This window comes from Blautia sp. MSK18_10 (assembly GCF_020553185.1).
Lineage (GTDB): Bacteria > Bacillota > Clostridia > Lachnospirales > Lachnospiraceae > Blautia_A > Blautia_A wexlerae.
The window spans coordinates 1-19,953 of record NZ_JAJCGT010000051.1 but is presented as its reverse complement, the minus strand read 5'-3'; the positions used below and the strand labels follow the sequence as shown (position 1 = coordinate 19,953).

The following is a 19,953-nucleotide window of genomic DNA, read 5'->3' as shown; positions in this document are numbered from 1 at the left end:
ATCATCTGCAGTAGTATTTTATAAAAAGAAGAAGGAAAAATCCATGCAGAAGTAATTTCTACAGGTATAGAATTTACTCTTGCAAGGTAGAATTTAAAAATTCATTTAACTATGTTGAGTTAGACGCGCAATTTTTTTGTTAAAAAAAGAACGTATGTTTACAGAATGAGATATCTATGGTACAATTTGTTCATAGCACAAAATAAAAAAACAGTTCAGAGGAGAAGAAAATGCAGACGGTATCCAGTTATGGTGTGGAAATACGAAAACAGAATATCCCAATCCGCCAGACACTGAAAATCTATCGTCAGGCGGTCAGCTATCTGACGGAAATCTATGAACAGGTGTGGGCAGAACTGAAAATGATCCCGGAAGCAAAGAAACGTTTTAACGCGGCAGAGCATTTGGTTCATACAACGAAAAAGAACCATGCCCACTTTGGTTTTGACATCCGTTTTCCGAAGATGCCTTCTTATCTCAGGAGAGCTGCCATCCAGCATGCACTGGGAAGTGTATCGTCCTATGAAAGCCGGATGGAACAGTGGGAGGCAGCGGGAGAACTCTCCGGGAAACCGAATTTTACCTGTGAAAACCATGCCATGCCGGTCTTTTACCGGGATGTGATGTACCGCGAAGGGACAGAGGGAAAAGATGAGGCATACCTGAAACTGTATGACGGGCATGACTGGAGATGGTTCCGTGTGTGTTTAAGCCATACGGATATGGAATACCTGCGCAGGAACTGGTATGGGAAAAAGGCATCTGCCCCGACACTGGAAAAAAGACACCATAAATATTTCCTGCGTTTTTCCTATATAGAAGAAGTGACGCTTCCTCAGACACCTGTAAAAGAGCAGATTATCTGCAGTGTGGATCTGGGAATCAATACGGATGCAGTCTGTACCATCATGCGGGCAGACGGAACTGTCCTGGGGAGAAAGTTTATTGACTTCCCCAGTGAAAAAGACCGTATGTACCGCACACTGGGACGAATCCGGAGATTCCAGAGGAAACATGGATCTGCGCAGGCAGGGGAAAGGTGGGCATACACCAGACGTCTGAATATAGAATTAAGCAGAAAGATCGCAGGGGCAGTTGCAGAATATGCATGGGAGAATCATGCAGATGTGATCGTATTTGAGTATCTGGAAATGAACGGAAAGATATCGGGAAGTAAGAGGCAGAAACTGCAGCTTTGGAGAAAACGGGATATCCAGAAACGGTGTGAACATCAGGCACACAGGAAAGGGATGCGCATATCCAGGATCTGTGCATGGAATACGAGCAGGCTTGCGTATGATGGATCAGGGATGGTCCTGCGTGACTGGAGAAATCACAGCCTCTGCGCATTTCAGACGGGAAAAAGATATAACTGTGACTTGTCAGCTTCTTATAATATCGGGGCCAGATATTTTATCCGTGAACTTTTAAAACCCCTTCCGGCAACGGAAAGGTCTTTGCTGGAGGCAAAAGTCCCTGCAGTAAAGCGTAGAACCTCATGTGTTTATGCAGATCTAAGGGAACTCAGTTCTGAGATGGGACTCTTAATGGCTGCATAGATGCAGGCAGATATACAGCGGACTACCTGTAATGTGGGGACCTGCCATATCTGGCATGGGAAAAAGCGCATATCTGCGCAAACCTAAGTTACAGGCGTATCCGCCGATATTTAGTCTGACGCCTAAAGCGTCTGGAAGCACGTGACTTCAGTCATGTGAGGATATAATTCACAATGATGTGAAGGTAGTATTAAATCAAGAAGGCAGGTATTTCGGAAAATGGATTATAAGAGTGTAAAAATATCAGAAGATGCAAAAATTGCAAGGCAGTCAGTGGTTATTGGAGATGTAACTATCGGGCGTGACAGTTGTGTTCTTCATTATGCTGTGATACGTGGCGATGATGCTCCGATCGTGATCGGTGAGGAATCTAATGTTCAGGAAAACTGTACGATTCATGTAAGCCGTAATATGCCGGTACATATTGGGAATAATGTGACAGTTGGACATAATGCAGTGCTTCATGGATGTATGATCGGTGACCGTACATTGATCGGAATGGGAGCGGTTGTTCTTGATGGTGCCAGAATAGGTAAGGATTGTATCATAGGAGCAGGAAGTCTTGTGACAAAGAACACAGTGATACCGGACGGTTCTCTGGTGATGGGAAGTCCTGCAAAGATTAAACGAAACCTTACATGGGAAGAAAAGCTGGGAAATCTTGAAAACAGTAAAGAGTATGTTTCTGTGTCTGCCGAAATGCAGAAGCAGGGTGTATTGTAAAAATCAGACAATAAAAATATATCCCCGGAACTTTATGTAAAAACAGTGGAGTTCCGGGGATATTTATGTATATCAGACAGTAATCTTAAACCAGTCTTTTTCTTCAAAATCTACTACTGTGCAGTCATTTGCATAAGTGCATTCCGGAAGAATGATCATGGCATGGAGTACTTCATTGTTTAAAGGAAGAGGACATAAATGCCAGATAGCAGCATTGATCTTCACCATAGTTCCTTTTGGAACTATGAATGCTCTGGTAAGTTCCGGAACAGGTGTGCCTGCAGAAGCCGGTGCTACATGTATGATCATGTCATCATCCAGTGCAACAATTCCTTCCCAGGTAGTTGTGTGATATTCAGCAGCTTTAACGATGCGTTCATCTTTATGTACTGCAATAGGTGAAAAACCAATGGATCCCATACAGGTACCGGAAATACGGTCTGGATAAAATTTATGTATTTCACCCTGTAATGGATAGCCTTCTGGCTCTGTCATGCTGAAAAATGTACCAAATGGTGCAAAATCTGCAGCATTGATTTTTGTTGCTTTTAGTTCTCTCATGGTATAATACCCCCTTATATAGTATTTTATGAAAAGTTTTGATTATTTTTTGTGTGTGACTGGTGGAAGATCACAGTGATAAGCGATACCCAGTGGGGTCACCAGCAGAGGATGTACCGGACGATAAACAGGTAGCCCAAGCTTTTTTTCAAATACGCCTGTGAAATCTTCAAAACTTGCGGAACCGCCTACAACATATACAGCGGGTACCTGGTAGCCTGTGAGAAATTTCTGAGTGATCGTGGCCATTTTTTCTACAGTTGCTTTGATCACAGGGAAAATTTCAGCTTCTTTTGAACGATCTGTTTTTAAAATTTCAGCTTCTTCGTATGGGATGTTATAGTGCCCTGCTACAATCATGGTCATGTGACTGCCGCCGGTAGCTTCATCGTCTGTGTAGATTACTTTGCCGTCTTTGAGAATACTGATTCCTGTAGTGCCTCCACCTACATCCACTACAGCGCCGTCTGAAATCTTAAGTACAGCAGCTGCAGCGGTGGGTTCGTCTACGATATTGGAAACCTCAAAACCTGCACCCTCCAGCACATATTGAATACTTTTTGAACTTCCTTCGGAAACTCCGGGTGGGATTGCAGCTGCAGCGTAAGGAAGTTCAGTTTTCAGTTTTTCTTCAAGTTCAGCCTTCAGCCGTGTAACAAGCTGAACAGATTCATAATAATTGACGATCACGCCGTCTCTGATAGCCTGGGAGGGAGCGGATATGCCAGCAATCGGACGGTTGGTAGTGTCTACAACTGCCAGAACTGTATTAGCTGTACCCAAATCCACACCTACCTTCAGGCGGCCTTTGAATTTTTTGCATTCACCGGTTTGAACAAGATCGGCGAAATTTGATAAAGTTCTGTTTTTCAATTCCATATCTGTATACTCCTGATATTTTATTTTATAGATGAGATCGTTTGACATTGTTACTGCTCATTCCGTTCTCAGCAACATGTTTTTCGATTTTTGCTGTTTCAGAAAAAACAACAAAAAATTGCAAACAGATATTATATATTACCTGAATCCGTGAAGTTCACGGATTCAGGTAATATTTAAGACGGGGATTTGACAAGGAATATTCCAATTACGGCTGTCCGTATGTGCAGGAGGACTGTGATGTGCAAGCGCCCTCGGACAATGTTGTGATTTACGGTCATCATATGAATGACGGCTCAATGTTCGCCCACCTCGAAAAGTTTAAGAGCAAAGACTTTTGGGAGGAACACAAGATAATTACCTTTAACACCCTAACGGAGAAGAACGAGTATGAAATCCTTGCGGTTTTCAAAACAGTTGTCTATACAGACAGTCCCGACTCGTTCAAATACTATCACTTTACTAATGCAGATACGCCGGAGGAATTTACGGCGTTTGTGGATCAGTGCAAGGAACTTTCGCTGTATGATACCAGAGTGTCGGCGGAATACGGCGATAAACTGATTACCCTTTCCACTTGCGAATATTCCCGTACCAACGGCAGGCTTGTTATAGTAGCGAAAAAAACATCTCCGGCAGTACCGGAGGTGGCAAAAAGTGAAAAATAATTGCGGAGAATGTACGCTGATTGGGTGTGCAAAAGCCTGATTTTAAGTGGGTTTTCAGCACCCGAACTTTGAGGGGTAAGGTGTTTGTACCTTTACCCCTCTTTTTTGAATTAAAAGCGTTACAAACGCTTGGAAAGGAGGTTTTCTATGGCGGATATTAAAACGAGAGATATGGTCAAAGGCAGTATTAAGACAATAGACAAATCAGCGGTCGCCGCCCAGCGTATGAAATACGCCTTTATTCAGACAAAGGAAAAGGCAGAACACGCTATCCATACGCAGGAAAGCAGTGCGGAAGAATATGCGTCAAACCGAATGGAAAGCGGTATTGACCGGGTTTCCCACGAAGCCGTACACCAATTTGACAAGCAAGGTCGCAAAGGCTTTGAGGCGACAAAGCAGAATGTGTCAAAGGCAAAAGACGGTATCAGGACTTTCAAAGAAAAACGGGCGGCACAGTCGCTTGAAAAGCAGGGTATCCGTACTACCCGAAACAAAGGCGTAAAGGTCGCAGAGCAGACTCAAAAGACCGTAAAGCAATCGGCTCGGTCTACGGGTAAAAAAACAATTAAAACGGTTGGGAAAGGCTCGGCGAAAACGGCGCAAAAGACTGTGAAAACCGCAGAGCGTACTGCTAAAACGACGGTCAAGACCGCCCAGCGTACAGCAAAGGCGGCGCAGAAAACAGCGCAGGCTACGGTTAAAACTGCACAGAGAGCAGCACAAGCGGCAAGGGCTGCGGCAAAAGCCGCCGTGGTTACGGTAAAGGCGATTGCCAAAGCGACCGCACTTGCCATTAAAGCGATTATTGCCGGAACGAAAGCCTTGATTGCCACTATCGCCGCAGGCGGCTGGGTGGCGGTTTTGGTTATTATCGTGATTTGCCTGATTGGTATGATCCTCGGCTCAGTATTTGGCATTTTCTTCTCAGGCGAAGATTCCGGCACTGGAATGAGTATGCAGACCGTTGTGCAAGAAATCAATACCGAATACGATACCAAGCTGCAAGAGGAAAAGAACTCGGTATCCTATGATGTTCTTGAAATGAGTGGCAGCAGAGCCGTTTGGAAAGAGGTGCTTGCCGTTTACTCTGTAAAAACGAATACGGATCAAGATAACCCCCAAGAGGTTGCCACAATGGACGATGGCAAAAAGCAACTCTTAAAAGACATCTTTTGGGAGATGAATCAAATATCTTCCCGAACAGAGAGCAAGACCGAAACAGTTATTACCGAAACCGATGACGGACACGGTAATATCGTGGAAACTGAAAGCACGGTCACACAAACCTATCTGTATATTACCGTCAGCCACAAGACTGCCGAGGAAATGGCGGCGCAATATGGTTTTAACGAAGAACAGAAAGGCTACCTCGCTGAACTGCTTGCGGATGAAAACAATTCCCTTTGGTCACAGGTGCTTTACGGCATTACAGGCGGCGACGGACAGATCGTGACCGTTGCACTCTCTCAGGTTGGCAATGTGGGCGGTCAGCCGTATTGGTCGTGGTACGGTTTTAACTCCCGTGTAGAATGGTGTGCTTGCTTTGTATCTTGGTGTGCCAACGAGTGCGGCTATATCGACGCTGGAGTTATCCCCAAATATGCAGGCTGTGTCAACGGAGTACAATGGTTTAAGGATCGTGGACAATGGCTGGATGGCAGCGCCGAGCCTGCCCCCGGAATGATTATTTTCTTCGATTGGGCAGACGAAAGTGGTCAGGATGGATTATCCGACCATACGGGTATTGTTTAAAAGGTCGAAAACGGCAAGGTTTATACGGTCGAGGGCAACTCCGGCGACAGTTGCCGAGTCAATGAGTATTCTATCGGTTATTACGAGATTCTTGGCTACGGCGCACCTGCCTATTAAAATACACAAGCCGCCTGCATTTTGCAGGCGGTTGGATTACATCAGAAAGATATTGCGCCGGTTTGAAAACTAAAAGTTTCAAAATACAGACTTAATAATTGCAATTTCACTCTCAAAGTGCCATAATACAAACTATATTTGGGTGGAGGTGCGGAAATGAAAGTACGGTACAACAAACTTTGGAAACTTCTGATTGACAAGGAAATGAAAAAGAGTCAATTACGAGAAGCGGTCGGGGCAAGCAAAAGTACATTTGCGAAACTCGGAAAAAATGAAAATGTTACCCTTCCCGTGCTGTTGAATATATGTGAATACTTAGAGTGTGATTTTGGCGACATAATGGAAGCCGTACCCGAAAATGAGGTGTAGGATCAATGAACAAGAAGATTTTAATTGTGGATGACGAAAAAGAAATCGTTGATCTGCTTGAAGTGTATTTGAGTAACGATGGTTATTCAGTATATAAATGTTATAATGGGTTAGAGGCGATGAAATGTATCAAACAGTCGCAGATTGATTTAGCGATACTTGATATTATGCTGCCGGATATTGATGGTTTTCGACTTTGCCAAAAAATTCGGGAAAAGTTTTACTTCCCTATTATTATGCTTACCGCCAAAATTGAGGATAGCGACAAGATTATGGGGCTTACGATTGGTGCGGATGATTATATAACGAAACCGTTTAATCCTTTAGAGGTTGTGGCAAGAGTAAAGACGCAATTAAGGCGTTATCAGAGCTATAACAGTCCTAATTTGAGCCAATCCGAAGAAAAAGACGAGTATGACATCAGAGGTCTACTGATAAACAGAGTCAGCCACAAGTGCTACTTGTATGGCAAAGAAATAGCCTTGACTCCGTTGGAGTTTTCTATTCTGTGGTATCTGTGCGAACATCAGGGTAAAGTTGTCGCCTCGGAGGAATTATTTGAAGCCGTGTGGAAAGAAAAGTATCTTCGCAACAGTAACAATACGGTAATGGCGCACATTGGGCGGCTTCGGGAAAAATTGAATGAACCTTCAAAAAATCCGAAGTTCATTAAAACTGTTTGGGGGGTAGGGTATGAAATTGAATAAAAAAGAAAAAAACTATCTGCTCTCTACCTTGTTCAAAGGGTATGTAATTCAATGTGCGATTTGTTCTGTGCTTATTTTTGGCGGTACTTTTCTTTTAGGAATTATGGCAGAGGAAATTCTCCGCAAGTATGTTTTGTATTATTACTTGTATTACAGAACAGTATATCTTTATATAGTGGCTGTAATCGTGTGGGGTGGCTGTATTATATACTTGACATACCTACTTTTGAAAAAAGTAGTCGCCTATGTGTACGAGGTACAGGCTGCGACAGGAAAAATGTTCGATCAGAATGTCAGTTACATTGAAATGTCCCCGGAGTTGAGTGAAATCGCCGCTAACATCAATCAGTTAAAACAAGAGGCTGAAAGTAATGCAAGGCTTGCAAAAGAAAATGAGCAGCGAAAAAATGACCTGATTATGTATCTTGCACACGATTTGAAAACACCGCTTTCTTCTGTAATCGGGTATCTTACTTTACTGCGTGATGAGTCGCAAATCTCAAAGGAACTTCGAGAAAAGTACCTTTCAATCACTCTTGGTAAGGCAGAACGGTTAGAGGATCTGATTAACGAGTTTTTCGAGATAACACGATTCAATATATACGATATTACATTACAATACACGAAAATCAATTTAACTCGCCTGCTGGAGCAACTTGTATATGAATTTAAGCCTATGCTCAAATCAAAGAATTTGCAATGTAATCTTTGTGTTGATGATGATATAATGCTTCGATGTGACGCAGACAAAATTCAGCGTGTTTTTGATAACCTTTTGAGAAATGCGGTTATCTACAGTTTTGAAAATACGGATATCACGATCAGCGCACAATGTCAGGAAGATACGGTCAGCATTATTTTTTGTAACCACGGCGATACTCTGCCGGAAGAAAAGTTAAACAGGATTTTCGAGCAGTTTTATCGGCTTGACGCAGCGAGAAGTACAAGCAGTGGAGGAGCTGGATTAGGTTTGGCGATTGCAAAGCAGATTGTTGAACTACACAATGGTACAATCGTTGCAGAGAGCCAAGAGGATCAAAACAAGTTTTCAATTACTTTGCCGTTGGCGTAGGAAAATTGTAAGAATTTGCATAGAAAAAAAGAGGAATATCTTACGAGCAATCAAGAAAATACGGGCTTTTGTTTTGGTACAATAAAAGTATCAAGATAGAGGCTCGTATTTTTTGTGATACAGCATAAGGAGGAATGATGAAGTTGCTAAGAAAACAAATGCTGCTATGTTCTATTTTGTTTCTTGTATTTACGCTATCTGCCTGCTCTGCAATTGGGCAGACAGACGAAAACAATCTTACAGATAGCGCAACATCCGCAGAAAAAACGGTATCAGTTGTACGAGGGACAATTACTCCAACCGTTTCAACGCAAACGACTATTGTTCCGGCAGTACCGTTTATTATTTCCTCACCCGAAAATGGCATATTTAATACAGCGGTAGAATTAGAAGAAAAAATCACTGCCGGGCAAATTATTGGAACTGTGAACGGCAAAGAATTGAAATCTCCGGTGGATGGTACAATTACCTCTATTGCCCCATCCAATGAAAGCGTACCGAGTAATTATCCCGTAGCGATAGTGCATTATACAGGATTTGCCCTCAATGTAGAGGCAGATAATTTTTTGAGTACCTTACCGGAGTATGCAGAGTTGAAAGCAAAATTTCAAGTATATGATGGTGTAGGACCAACCGATATGATTGCCGTGGTGTCGCCTGCCGCAGATGAAAATGCGTTTACGGGAATCGTGCCGCAAGAGGGCATTCTGCAATGCTTGATCAGTCAAACAGTCGATGTGAAATCGGGGCAAAGTGCAACGGTAGTCATAACGGCGACAACGAGAAATGATGTCCTTATATTGCCGCTGTCGGTAATAGCGGGTAGACAAGGGACGGGATTGGTTACTGTAATTACTCCGAATGGAGAAAGAGTGGAAACAAAAGTGACATTGGGTGTGACAGACGGAGCCAATATAGAAATACTGTCCGGCTTAGAGGAGGGCGATGTGGTTTCTGCTACTCCGCCAAACCTTGATCCGAGGGGGATTTGATAAAATGAAAGGAATTTCCGAAAAGACTTTAATCAAAATAAAGGATTTGAAAGCAAGCGTCAAATTGAATAATGGCGATATGCTGACAACAGTAACCAACGCTAATATGGAATTGCAACGAGGGCGCAGTTATGCCATTGTCGGAAAGTCCGGCTCAGGCAAAACAAGCCTTATATCCATTATTGGCTTGTTAAATCGGGAATATGAGGGCGAGTACCTTTATGATGGTATATCTATTTCTGCTTTGAAAGACCGTGATCTGTCTATACTGCGAGCCAATAATATCGGATTTGTATTTCAGAACTACTCTCTGATTAAGCACTTGCGGGTATGGGAAAATATCGAATTACCCCTACTCTATGCCAAAAAGTCGTTTACCGCCAAACAGCGTCACGAGATAATTACAGGCTTGCTAAAAAGTGTCGGCTTAGAAAGCAAGGAAAATGATTACCCAATCAATTTGTCCGGCGGTGAACAACAAAGAGTTGCAATCGCAAGGGCGCTTGCAGTATCTCCGGAAGCCATTTTATGTGATGAGCCTACGGGAGCGTTGGATAAAAAGACGGGAACGCAGATTATGGAACTGTTGCACAGCGTCGTAAAAGAAAATGGAATTATGCTGCTGTTGGTTACGCACGATCCTGATATTGCAGATACCTGTGATACGATTTTTGAAATGGATGGAGGGAGGATAACTTGTGCTAAAAATGATACTTAAAGACCTTCGTCTGTCTCCACTTAGAAGTATTCTGACAAGTGTTTCAATGCTTGTAGGCATTATCGCAATGCTTGGATCGGTATTAGTTGGTACGCTTGGACGGGAGTATTTGATTTCCGTAAACGCACAGGTATATGGCTGGTCACCTACTTACTCATTCGTGATAACGGAATCCGATTTTCACGATAGAAATAAAATGGAACAATTATTCCAGAGATTTGAAGCCATTGATGATGTAGCCGCTGTTACTTTTTCTATGGGAGAAGATATTCGATTTGCACCAATGAAAGATTTAACGCCAATACCGCCGAATGATGTTTACCAAAACCTGATGGCTTTTGATTTAGTTTGCACCACGGAGGCATATAGTCAAGTCTATAATCTTCCAATGACATCCGGTAGATGGTTAGAGCCTTCGAGTGAGGGCGGATCGCTTGAAGTGGTCATAAACAAAGAAGCTAAAAACTATTTTAATGATTCGCCCTATGCTGCAGGAAATGTAAAAAGCACACTTTCGTTAACCCCATTCAATATTGTCGGAGTAGTAAACGATGGCAGGGATTTTCCGACTATCTATGCGGATTCTGCGGCGATCCTCAATTTCGCACCAGCAATGTGGCAAGTACAAAATGCAAATGTGTATTGGCATCCCACAACAGGACTGACAATCGAACAGATACATTCTGCCCTTGGCGACATTTTGACTGATACCATTGGCGGTTACTGGGAAAGTGCTGGGCGGAGTGATATTGGAGATACCTATGATTCGGTATTGTCCATACTGCAATTAGGGCTTTTGGTTACTTCGCTTTTGTTGCTGTTTGTTTCCGTATTAGGGCAGATCAATATCGGACTATCTTCATTGGAACAGCGCACACATGAGTTGCTGATCCGCAGAGCGATAGGTGCTTCACGAACAAATATTGTGGCACTGGTTTTAGGCTCACAGTTGATTTTATCAATATTCGTTTGCTTTGCAGCTATTTTGATTTCGCTGATTTTGGTGCATTGTATTGGAGCGTTGCTCCCTGTGGATTCCCCGGTGGGAACACCGAGTTATCCAATCAGCGTTGCTGTTGTTGCAGTTGCTGTGTCTGTGCTTACAGCATTATTGGGCGGATTATTACCAGCATTGAAAGCAGCAAAATTAGAGCCTGCATTGGCTCTTAGATAATAAAACTCAATTCGAGGAGGAAACAAAATGAAACGAACAATCTCAAAATCCGAAAGACCGTACAAACTGTTACTGTGTGTTATGATTTCTTTGCTGGTGATTATGCTGGCAGGCTGCTCCACTTCTTCGGACTCCGACACAAACACAAGAGGTTTCACGGACTTTGCTACCATTGAAGAAGAATACCTAACGACCATTGAGAGTTTGAATTGGCCGGAGGGCGTTACGCTGCCTGATGCTTTGGAAGGCGAAGATACGGGAGCGTCTTTTCAGATAGGATATGGCGATACAAGAGCATCTAACCTTTGGGAATATTCTTGGATGCAGGAATGGCTTGATACTTACAATACGGATTCGGAAAGGGCGGCAAAAGCCTTAGCTGAACTCGAAAAAGCCTTTGATATGCCTTATATGGGAACAGATCGCTGTGATGACGCCACACGCAAATATCTTCGTGATAATATTGATAAAGCTAAGTTGGGAGATCCGTCTGGATTTACAGAGTGTATTCAGACAAATTATGCCGATTAAAAAATGGCACATAGGAGTTTTGGGGTTGGGAGGTGAGCACATATATGCAGAGAAAACGCCGTAAGAAAAAACGATTTGGAGTATTTTTGTTTTTGCTTGTAGTTTGTATCGGCATAGGTATAATGTTTGTGCCGTGGGCAATGCAGCCGGAAAATTTCAGAGAGGTAAAGAATAAAATAAATGGTTTTCTCTACAAAGAAGATTTTCCTGACTCTTATAATGCAAAATCGCTGATTTTGGTGGATTGTTCTGATGATGAAATATTTGTTTCAAAAAAAGAGAACGAGCCACAAATTCCTGCAAGTTTAGCCAAGCTGTTTGTTATTGAGTATGCGTCAACTTTAGCAGACCTTGATAGTATCGTTGTTGCAGACTATGGTGCTATTTCACTCACGAAACCCGGCTCGTCTGTTGCTCAAATCAAGGAAAAAGAATACTTTTTACACAATCTATTTGCGGCAATGTTAGTACCGTCAGGGAATGACGCAGCTTATGTGGTTGCTGATTATTGTGGAGGATTACTTTCGCCGCAAGCAGAAAGCAGTCAAGAGCGTGTGAGGATTTTTATGGAGAACTTAAACCTGCATTTGCAACAGCAGGGGTACTTAGACACAGTTTTATATGATCCGAGTGGTTTTGATATGGTGGCACTTACCACCACTTTAGATTTAAAAGAAGTAGTATATCGGTTGTTGGAATACTCGTGGTTTAGAGAAATTGTATCTCAAAACACTTATACGGCAACACTGCCTGATGGCAGTACACAAATATGGCAGAATACAAACGCCTTCCTTGATCCGACATCCGAATATTACAACGAAAATGTATGCGGAATTAAGACTGGCTCTCTGTCTGACGACTATAACTTGATTGTGCTTTACCAGCAGCACGGAAAAGAGTTTTTGATATGCAGTTTAGGCTCTCAGTCCGATTCCTCTCGTTATGACGATGTGAATTTTATTCTGAAAACGATTAATGAATCGTATTATCTCACGCAATAAATCTTATGTTGTCCAAGACAAAAAAACTAACCAAGGGGGTGATAATATCGGACGAATCGTAATAATGGAGTTCAAAGCACAAGACTCAACAGCCTTTGACGATATGCTGTCTTTTGTAAAACAGCACCCTGATCTTGAAAAATTAGAGATTTCATATGAGCCGACATTATCCCTTTCCGGCTTAGAAATCAATTTGAGCCGGCGCAGAGTTATCAATAACGGTCAGGAAATTGAACTGACCGTCAAAGAGTACGATATACTCTGCTTGCTCGCAGCCAATAAAGGTCGTGTTCTTACATACGAGCAGATTTATGATAAGGTGTGGGGCGAAATATCAGCAGGCAATGAAAAGGATACCGTAGGCTTTCACATTCGGAATCTTCGTAAAAACTTTGTGATACAAACTCTCACTTTTCCATAGATAGTGTTCGTGAGATCGGCTACCGCTTTAACAGTCAGTAAGCAGTCCCTCGTAGTTCATAATGAATTGCGAGGGATTATTCATTTTCTAAGACGGTATGTCGGAATTTGATAAATCCCTGCAAATGTTGATTTTATACGACTGTTAAGAGCAATATCGTGTCTAAACTTGCGACTGGACTTTGCATTTTCTACGAGTTATCTTCGTAATATCTCGGCATTATACATTATACTAATCTCCATTCCGCCGCCAAGTCGGCGGCACAAATAGTAATGAAAGTCTTTCAATTCTCCACGTTATTGATAAAATAGTTCTTGAAGAAGCTACCCTACAAAACACGGGAAGGGGAGTCGTAAAGACTTTCTTCGTTTTAGACAGCATACTAATCAGTGTAAGTCCCATCTTTCAAGCACAAATAAGTGGCTCTATAAGACCGTACAGTAAGAATTGTTTTAACTTCTCTGTTAAATGTGTGATGGAACAGTCAATGGCTTCTTTATCTTACTTTGAAAGGAGTTCCTGACTATGAAAGTTGTTTATCAAACCTGTTGTGGTGTCGATGTCCACAAATCTTTTCTCGTTGCCACAATCATTAAAACTACTTCCGGTGTGGAACCTTCGTATCAAAAGAAGCGTTTCTCCACCTTTAACAATTCTATTCTGCAATTCAAAGAATGGCTTGTTAAAAACCAATGTCGCGATGTCTGTATGGAATCTACGGGAAAATACTGGGTTCCTGTCTTTAACCTTTTAGAAGACGAAATAAACATCACCATCGCTAACCCTAAATGGGTAAAAGCCGTCAAAGGCAATAAAGATGATACGAAAGATTCCAAATGGATTGGGGATTTATTTCGATTAGGTCTGGTTCCGGGAAGTTATATTCCTTGTAAGCCGATACGTATCCTGCGTGAATTTACAAGAAACCGTTACAAACTGACTTCCTGCCGTACTAGTGAAAAGAACAGATATCAGAATGCGCTTACCGTCTGTAATGTCGCATTAGATTCAGTAGTTTTCGATATCTTCGGGAAATCAGCTACATCTGTTATTGATTACCTAATTGAACAACCTGACAATTCCATCAACCACGAAGAAATAGCTTCCAGACTGCTCCGTTCCCTAAAGAAGAAGTCTGACAGTGTCATTGAATCCATAGAAGGCTATCAGATGACTGATTCCCAAAAATATCGTATGCGCCTTATCCGCGCACATCTGGATTATATCACATCTACGATAAATGATATAGACACTATGCTTAATTCTTTGATCGCTCCATATGAAAATGCTGTCCAGTTACTGTGTACCATTCCAGGTGTTGATCGTAACAGTGCAATCACTGTTATCTCTGAAATCGGTACCGATATGACTCCGTTTTCGAATTCCAAACGTTTATGCTGTTGGGCGGGACTCACTCCCGACAACAATGAATCTGCTGGTAAGAAGAAATCTGTCAGGATAACACGTGCCGGTGTCTACCTCAAACCTGCATTGGTACAAGTTGCCCATGCAGCCGTGAAATCTGATAAATCTCCTTACTACAAACAAAAATATGAACGCATTATGAAACGTCGTGGCAAAAAACGTGCCATTATTGCTATCGCTCGGATGATTCTCACTGCTATCTATCAAATGTTATCTACTGGAGAAGCATGGAATCCGACCGATTTATTTAAAATTGATATGCCCGAACCTATGAAAGAAAAACAAAAGGAAAAGGCAATCAAACAGGCTATGAAACTTCTTATACGCGAAGGGAAAATTTCCGAATCGCAATTAGCTTCTTTGCTTTTTAAAACAATAGTCTTTTTTTGCGCTGCCATTAGACAGCTTATTAAAGTGCGCCATTTATTGGCTGTCCTCTACTTTCTTTCACAGTACCCCCTTGTTTGTTGCTACCGCGACTTGTATGTGGATGAATTACAGACTGAACTGGGCAAATGCTGTATATATTTCAGCGAAAGTGTGCCTCCAGACATTGCTTTGCCCTAATCCCATGATCAGTTGTCTGGCATGTTCTTTGACCTGACTTGCCATCAGGATCATGTTGCTGATTACAGTACGCAGTCTGCGGCGATGGACTTTATGGCGGGTTTTTCTCCTGCCGATGGTTTCCTGCCCGATCATCCGGAGTATGTTGTACGCCAAAATGGTAAGTTCGAGTACCAATTCATTGGTGTCAAACTTCCCTGACGGGAGGCGTTCTACATCCATATCCGTCTTGATTTCACTGTGGAACTGTTCACACTCACCATGTGCATGGTAATTCTGGATGACTTCAGAATCTTCCATCCCTGTGTTAGTCCACCAGGTATTTACTTCCAGGTCGGCTGGAAGCAGAAATTGCCCGTATTTATCAATGGTACGTTCTATGATTTCATAGCCAGTGCGGATGGTAACTGTTTTATCGTTTCCTTCCATCGTACGATAAGTGACCTCTTTCCAGTCACTACCCACATAAACGGTTTTTCCGTCACGTGGAGCTGTGACATTCTGCGAGTTGGCTTTTGCCATCTCGTACCATGCTTCCCTGCTTTCACGGCGAAGATTACGTTTGATAATGAAGTAACAGCCGCTTTCAAGCAGGATTCCGATGTTCTCAGCAGCATCATTTCCAGAATCCAGGCGGATAAGGAGCGGTTCATTCGTGACCTGACGGCACAGTCTGATTGTCTCACGCAGGAAATCGGGTGTGTCACATTGACAATGCTGTTTTCCTTCGCGAAGCTGGGCATTGATCAGATAACCTTCTGTTCCGATATATGCCATGATTGGAGCGTATCCATCATACCCTTTGTATGTACGGGATACCCCTTCTTTTCTGGTCTTGGAATTATCAAACGGAGTGACATCAATGTCAACCGGAACAAAACCGTTAGGCAGTTTGGAGGGAACGATGCCATTCATACGTAAAAGTTCTACGTTTTCCTCCAGGATGTGTTCCCGGAGGGAAGAACCAATGTCATCCATCCTTTGGCGGAGAGTTTCTTCCGACGGAATGTTGTAGGCAATCCCGAGCGCAGTTTTATAAAAATCCCGGTCATCGTCCATTTCGTGAACAGCCTGGAATTCCGGCTTGCCCATGCACAACATACTAATATAAGTGAGGAGAATATCGCCATTTTTAATCTGATGCTGTGATCGGTTAGGTGTTACATCCATTCGATTGCAGCGCTTAACAAAATCGCTTTTTCCAAGGATAGCCCCTACAACAGCCAGGCCGCTCGCGGGAATGATTCGTTCATTGGTAAATTCGATTTTAATATTTTTCATGGCGTGATCTCCTTTGAATGTGAATTTCTAAGAAGATTATACCAGAAAAATCTTCACCAGGCAGGTGAATTTATAAAACGATAAAATTTTAATAAATCCATCGTAAAATCAAGCAATTTACCTGTTATGGTGCAATGAACTTCACGGATTCAGGTATTATAGAATAATCAGTATGGAAAAGCAACAAAATATGCCGTCAGGTTATGAAAAGAATAGAAAAATTATTGGTAAATATCAAAGTTTTCATTAAATATTTTTTCATTGTGTGATAAAATATTTAATGAACTTAAATACTTCTTGAATTCTTAAATAAGAAAAGGATGCTATACAGGAATCCGCATAGTGGCAGTGTTTTTCTGGATTACAATCTGGCAGTTTGCAAGTATGTATCTGGGACAGGAGATCCTTCTGGCATCTCCTGTTTCTGTTGTCCGAAAGCTTTTTGAACTGAGTTTTACCGGGAATTTCTGGCAGTCTGTTGGATTTAGTTTTGTGCGTATTGTGACAGGATTTCTTTTGGCTATGTTTTTGGGAATCTTTCTGGCAGTGTTGGCATATTGGTCAAAAACAGTGGAAATCCTGATAGCACCTGTAATTGCGGTGGTCAAATCTACACCTGTGGCGTCTTTTATCATTTTGTGCCTGATATGGATACCGTCCAGAAATCTGTCAGTTTTTATTTCTTTTCTTATGGTTCTGCCTGTGATATATACGAATATCCTTGAGGGAATACGGCAGACTGACAGTAAGATACTGGAAATGGCAAAAGTATTTCAGGTGAATCCCGGAAGAAAGATCAGATATATTTATGTATCGCAGGTACTGCCTTATTTTCTCTCTGCATTCAGGCTTTCACTTGGGATGTGCTGGAAAGCAGGAGTGGCAGCAGAGGTTATCGGAGTACCCTCAGGTTCTATTGGTGAGAAACTGTATAATGCAAAAATATATCTGAATACTCCTGATCTTTTTGCATGGACGATTGTGATTATTGTGATAAGTTTTGTATTTGAAAAGTGTTTTCTTGGAATTGTAAGCAGAGTAGTTTATATGATAGAACATAAATAACGGAGATTTTGATTTATGGTAATTTTCTTAAATGCGTTATTTGTGAGGTTTGTTACAGGTGGAGAAAAGATATGGATATAAAGGTAGATCATGTCAGTAAAGCATACGGAGAGCAGCAGATACTGAGAGATTTGTGTTGCGTTTTTCCAGAAGGGAAAACCACTTGTATAAGAGGAAGATCCGGATGTGGAAAAACTACACTGATACGGCTTCTTCTGGGGCTGGATATTCCGGATAAGGGAAAAATAGAAGGGATAAGTGACAGGAAGATCAGTGCAGTATTTCAGGAAGATCGCCTGTGCGAAAATCTGAGTGCTGCTTCCAATATAAGACTGGTATGCACAGAAACAATTGATTATATTTTAAAAAAGACCGAGGGAAAGACATTGATCTTTGTTACCCATGAAGAACAGGAAGCAGTTTGGCTAAAGGCCGACAAAACATTAAAATTTATGAAGGATCATCTGATAAAATAATCCGGAAAGTGATGGGATAAAATAATGCAGACTTATACATATGTTTCAAAGGGAAAATTTGAATTAATGGAAAAACCAAAACCAGTACTTATGCATGAACGAGATGCAGTTGTAAAGGTAACGCTTGCAAGTATCTGCTCAAGTGATCTGCACATTAAACACGGAAGTGTTCCCCGTGCAGTTCCTGGTATAACTGTGGGACATGAGATGGTAGGTATTGTTGAATCAGTTGGAAGTGCTGTAACTCATGTAAAACCGGGGGATCGTGTGACTGTAAATGTAGAAACCTTTTGTGGTGAATGTTTTTTCTGTAAAAAAGGTTATGTAAATAACTGTACAGATGAGAATGGCGGATGGGCTCTTGGCTGTCGTATAGATGGTGGTCAGGCAGAATATGTAAGAGTTCCGTTTGCTGACCAGGGACTGAACAAAATTCCGGAAGGAGTTACTGACAGACAGGCTTTGCTGGTAGGAGATGTTCTTGCCACTGGCTATTGGGCTGCACGTATTTCTGAGATCACAGAGGAGGATACTGTGCTGATCATTGGAGCTGGTCCTACAGGGATTTGCACTTTGCTAAGTGTTATGCTGAAGAATCCAAAGTGTATTATTATGTGTGAAAAAGATGAAAACAGAATTCATTTTATTAATGAACATTATCCGGAGGTTCTTACTGTCTCGCCGGAGGAATGCTTTGATTTTGTCCAGGACCATAGTGATTACGGTGGAGTTGATGTAGTTCTTGAGGTTGCGGGAGCGGAATCTACATTTCGTCTGGCATGGGAATGTGCAAGACCAAATGCAACTGTGACAGTGGTTGCACTTTATGATAAGGCTCAGGTACTGCCACTTCCGGATATGTATGGAAAAAATCTCACATTCAAAACAGGTGGAGTGGATGGATGTGATTGTGAGGAAACCCTGAAATTGATCGCAGAAGGTAAGATTAATACAGAACCACTTATCACACATACCTATCCGCTTAGCAGAATCGAAGAAGCATATGAACTTTTTGAAAATAAGAGAGATGGTGTGATCAAAGTAGCGGTAGAGTGTTAGAGCGTGTTTCGAAAACGATGTACTAGCAGGATTGCTGTAGATGAAATGAGCAGGTCTGTGAAAAAAATATCTGGAGCAGTTTCTTTTTTGAAAAAAAGGAATTAAGTAATGAGGAGATGACGAAGTCTTGAATAAAGCATATGAACAGGAAATAGAAATGTGGAATCAGGTTTTTAAAGAATGTACACCTGTAGATTTAAGAAAGTTAGATTTGAAAGTGGAAACCATGTTTGATGAAGCTTTAAAACTATTTGCGGAAAAAACAACAAATGTCCTGGATTTTGGATGCGGAACCGGAGATATTTCTACACATAAGGTTCTGGGGATTGATGCCTCAAAAGTGGGTATTCAATTTGCAAATGAAACAGCAAAACTCAGTGAGTATAAAACTGCCACGTTCTTAGAAGGCAGAGAACATATGATAAGTCAAATGGAAGAGAACTCTTTTGATGGTACTGAGGGTCGGTACTGAGGGTCTGACCATCTAACTAACCGATAAATAAAATAATGAATTAGTAAAAAGTTGATGAAAAGTCTATAAATGTAATGTGCCATTGGAGTTTAGCGCAATAGAGTTTGAATATTGTGAATCGCTTGAATTGTTGGAAGAATTCTTTTATAAATATATTAATATTAGAAGTTGTCAGTTATTAAGGATTAATCCTTAAACGAAGAAGTGGAATTGCTCTATGGCAACAAGGGCGAATCGCAGGGAAACCGGGTATTTGCCGATTTTCTGCCTCATCTGATCAGGGTAATAGAAAATGCCGGAATGCTAATCATTGATGAATTTGGCAATAGTCTTCATAATAAATTGGCTGAAAAAATTATTG

At 41.7% G+C, this 19,953-nt stretch carries 18 protein-coding genes and 3 pseudogenes; 18 read left to right on the top strand and 3 right to left on the bottom strand.

Annotated elements, in window-relative coordinates:
- The first annotated feature begins 230 nt into the window (after positions 1–230).
- Complete coding sequence (locus tag LI074_RS15145; RefSeq protein WP_173698346.1) at positions 231–1,559, top strand: transposase; 1,329 nt, start codon at positions 231–233, stop codon at positions 1,557–1,559.
- 219 nt (positions 1,560–1,778) lie between these two features.
- Positions 1,779–2,282: a gamma carbonic anhydrase family protein gene (locus LI074_RS15140; RefSeq protein ID WP_008703968.1), complete on the top strand. Its 504-nt coding sequence runs from the start codon at positions 1,779–1,781 to the stop codon at positions 2,280–2,282.
- Positions 2,283–2,354: 72 nt separating this feature from the next.
- Here LI074_RS15140 and LI074_RS15135 read toward each other — a convergent pair whose 3' ends face one another.
- Both LI074_RS15135 and eutJ read right to left on the bottom strand, forming a co-directional pair.
- Positions 2,355–2,843, bottom strand: coding sequence for an ureidoglycolate lyase (locus tag LI074_RS15135; RefSeq protein ID WP_117844264.1), 489 nt, complete (start codon positions 2,841–2,843; stop codon positions 2,355–2,357).
- Positions 2,844–2,885: 42 nt separating this feature from the next.
- Positions 2,886–3,722 carry an ethanolamine utilization protein EutJ gene (gene eutJ / locus LI074_RS15130; protein ID WP_173698345.1) on the bottom strand — a complete coding sequence of 279 codons (837 nt, stop codon included), beginning with the start codon at positions 3,720–3,722 and terminating at the stop codon, positions 2,886–2,888.
- A gap of 206 nt (positions 3,723–3,928) precedes the next feature.
- On the opposite strand from eutJ, the pseudogene LI074_RS15125 reads away from it, so the two are divergent.
- From LI074_RS15125 to LI074_RS15070, 12 genes and pseudogenes are all read left to right on the top strand, one after another.
- A pseudogene (locus LI074_RS15125) lies at positions 3,929–4,390 on the top strand (class B sortase); the annotation flags it as partial.
- Between the two features lie 147 nt (positions 4,391–4,537).
- Positions 4,538–6,262: pseudogene (locus LI074_RS15120) on the top strand (CHAP domain-containing protein).
- A gap of 156 nt (positions 6,263–6,418) precedes the next feature.
- Positions 6,419–6,631, top strand: coding sequence for a helix-turn-helix domain-containing protein (locus tag LI074_RS15115; protein ID WP_118409353.1), 213 nt, complete (start codon positions 6,419–6,421; stop codon positions 6,629–6,631).
- Positions 6,632–6,636: 5 nt separating this feature from the next.
- Positions 6,637–7,338, top strand: coding sequence for a VanR-ABDEGLN family response regulator transcription factor (vanR, locus tag LI074_RS15110; protein ID WP_004853366.1), 702 nt, complete (start codon positions 6,637–6,639; stop codon positions 7,336–7,338).
- The gene (locus LI074_RS15105; RefSeq protein ID WP_025580549.1) at positions 7,325–8,410 is read left to right on the top strand and encodes a sensor histidine kinase; all 1,086 of its coding nucleotides are present in this window, start codon (positions 7,325–7,327) and stop codon (positions 8,408–8,410) included. The genes vanR and LI074_RS15105 overlap by 14 nt, the downstream gene beginning before the upstream one ends.
- Positions 8,411–8,544: 134 nt before the next feature.
- Positions 8,545–9,402 (top strand): hypothetical protein, encoded by an 858-nt coding sequence (locus LI074_RS15100; RefSeq protein WP_025580548.1) that lies wholly within the window; start codon positions 8,545–8,547, stop codon positions 9,400–9,402.
- A gap of 4 nt (positions 9,403–9,406) precedes the next feature.
- Positions 9,407–10,120, top strand: coding sequence for an ABC transporter ATP-binding protein (locus tag LI074_RS15095; protein WP_004853372.1), 714 nt, complete (start codon positions 9,407–9,409; stop codon positions 10,118–10,120).
- Positions 10,110–11,294: an ABC transporter permease gene (locus LI074_RS15090; protein ID WP_117456454.1), complete on the top strand. Its 1,185-nt coding sequence runs from the start codon at positions 10,110–10,112 to the stop codon at positions 11,292–11,294. Before LI074_RS15095 ends, LI074_RS15090 begins: the two co-directional genes overlap by 11 nt.
- A gap of 27 nt (positions 11,295–11,321) precedes the next feature.
- Positions 11,322–11,825, top strand: a complete 504-nt coding sequence (locus tag LI074_RS15085; protein ID WP_173698344.1) for a hypothetical protein — start codon at positions 11,322–11,324, stop codon at positions 11,823–11,825.
- 44 nt (positions 11,826–11,869) lie between these two features.
- The gene (locus LI074_RS15080) at positions 11,870–12,826 is read left to right on the top strand and encodes a D-alanyl-D-alanine carboxypeptidase family protein (RefSeq protein WP_173698343.1); all 957 of its coding nucleotides are present in this window, start codon (positions 11,870–11,872) and stop codon (positions 12,824–12,826) included.
- A gap of 64 nt (positions 12,827–12,890) precedes the next feature.
- Complete coding sequence (locus LI074_RS15075; RefSeq protein ID WP_243240833.1) at positions 12,891–13,247, top strand: winged helix-turn-helix domain-containing protein; 357 nt, start codon at positions 12,891–12,893, stop codon at positions 13,245–13,247.
- Between the two features lie 525 nt (positions 13,248–13,772).
- Positions 13,773–15,005 (top strand): annotated as a pseudogene (locus tag LI074_RS15070) (IS110 family transposase); the annotation flags it as partial.
- 162 nt (positions 15,006–15,167) lie between these two features.
- Here LI074_RS15070 and LI074_RS15065 read toward each other — a convergent pair.
- Positions 15,168–16,520, bottom strand: coding sequence for an IS1380 family transposase (locus tag LI074_RS15065; RefSeq protein WP_173698342.1), 1,353 nt, complete (start codon positions 16,518–16,520; stop codon positions 15,168–15,170).
- 384 nt (positions 16,521–16,904) lie between these two features.
- Here LI074_RS15065 and LI074_RS15060 point away from each other — a divergent pair, with 384 nt between their 5' ends.
- The 4 genes from LI074_RS15060 to LI074_RS15045 all read left to right on the top strand — a co-directional run bounded on the left by LI074_RS15060 (position 16,905) and on the right by LI074_RS15045 (position 19,592).
- On the top strand, positions 16,905–17,585 hold the full coding sequence (locus LI074_RS15060; protein ID WP_179962986.1) for an ABC transporter permease: 681 nt from the start codon (positions 16,905–16,907) through the stop codon (positions 17,583–17,585).
- A 71-nt stretch (positions 17,586–17,656) separates the two neighbouring features.
- Entirely contained in the window at positions 17,657–18,061 is a 405-nt protein-coding gene (locus LI074_RS15055) for an ATP-binding cassette domain-containing protein (RefSeq protein WP_055052433.1), read from the top strand.
- Between the two features lie 24 nt (positions 18,062–18,085).
- Positions 18,086–19,120 carry an alcohol dehydrogenase gene (locus LI074_RS15050; RefSeq protein WP_173698341.1) on the top strand — a complete coding sequence of 345 codons (1,035 nt, stop codon included), beginning with the start codon at positions 18,086–18,088 and terminating at the stop codon, positions 19,118–19,120.
- A 127-nt stretch (positions 19,121–19,247) separates the two neighbouring features.
- Positions 19,248–19,592 carry a methyltransferase domain-containing protein gene (locus tag LI074_RS15045; RefSeq protein WP_062807839.1) on the top strand — a complete coding sequence of 115 codons (345 nt, stop codon included), beginning with the start codon at positions 19,248–19,250 and terminating at the stop codon, positions 19,590–19,592.
- Positions 19,593–19,953 lie beyond the last annotated feature (361 nt).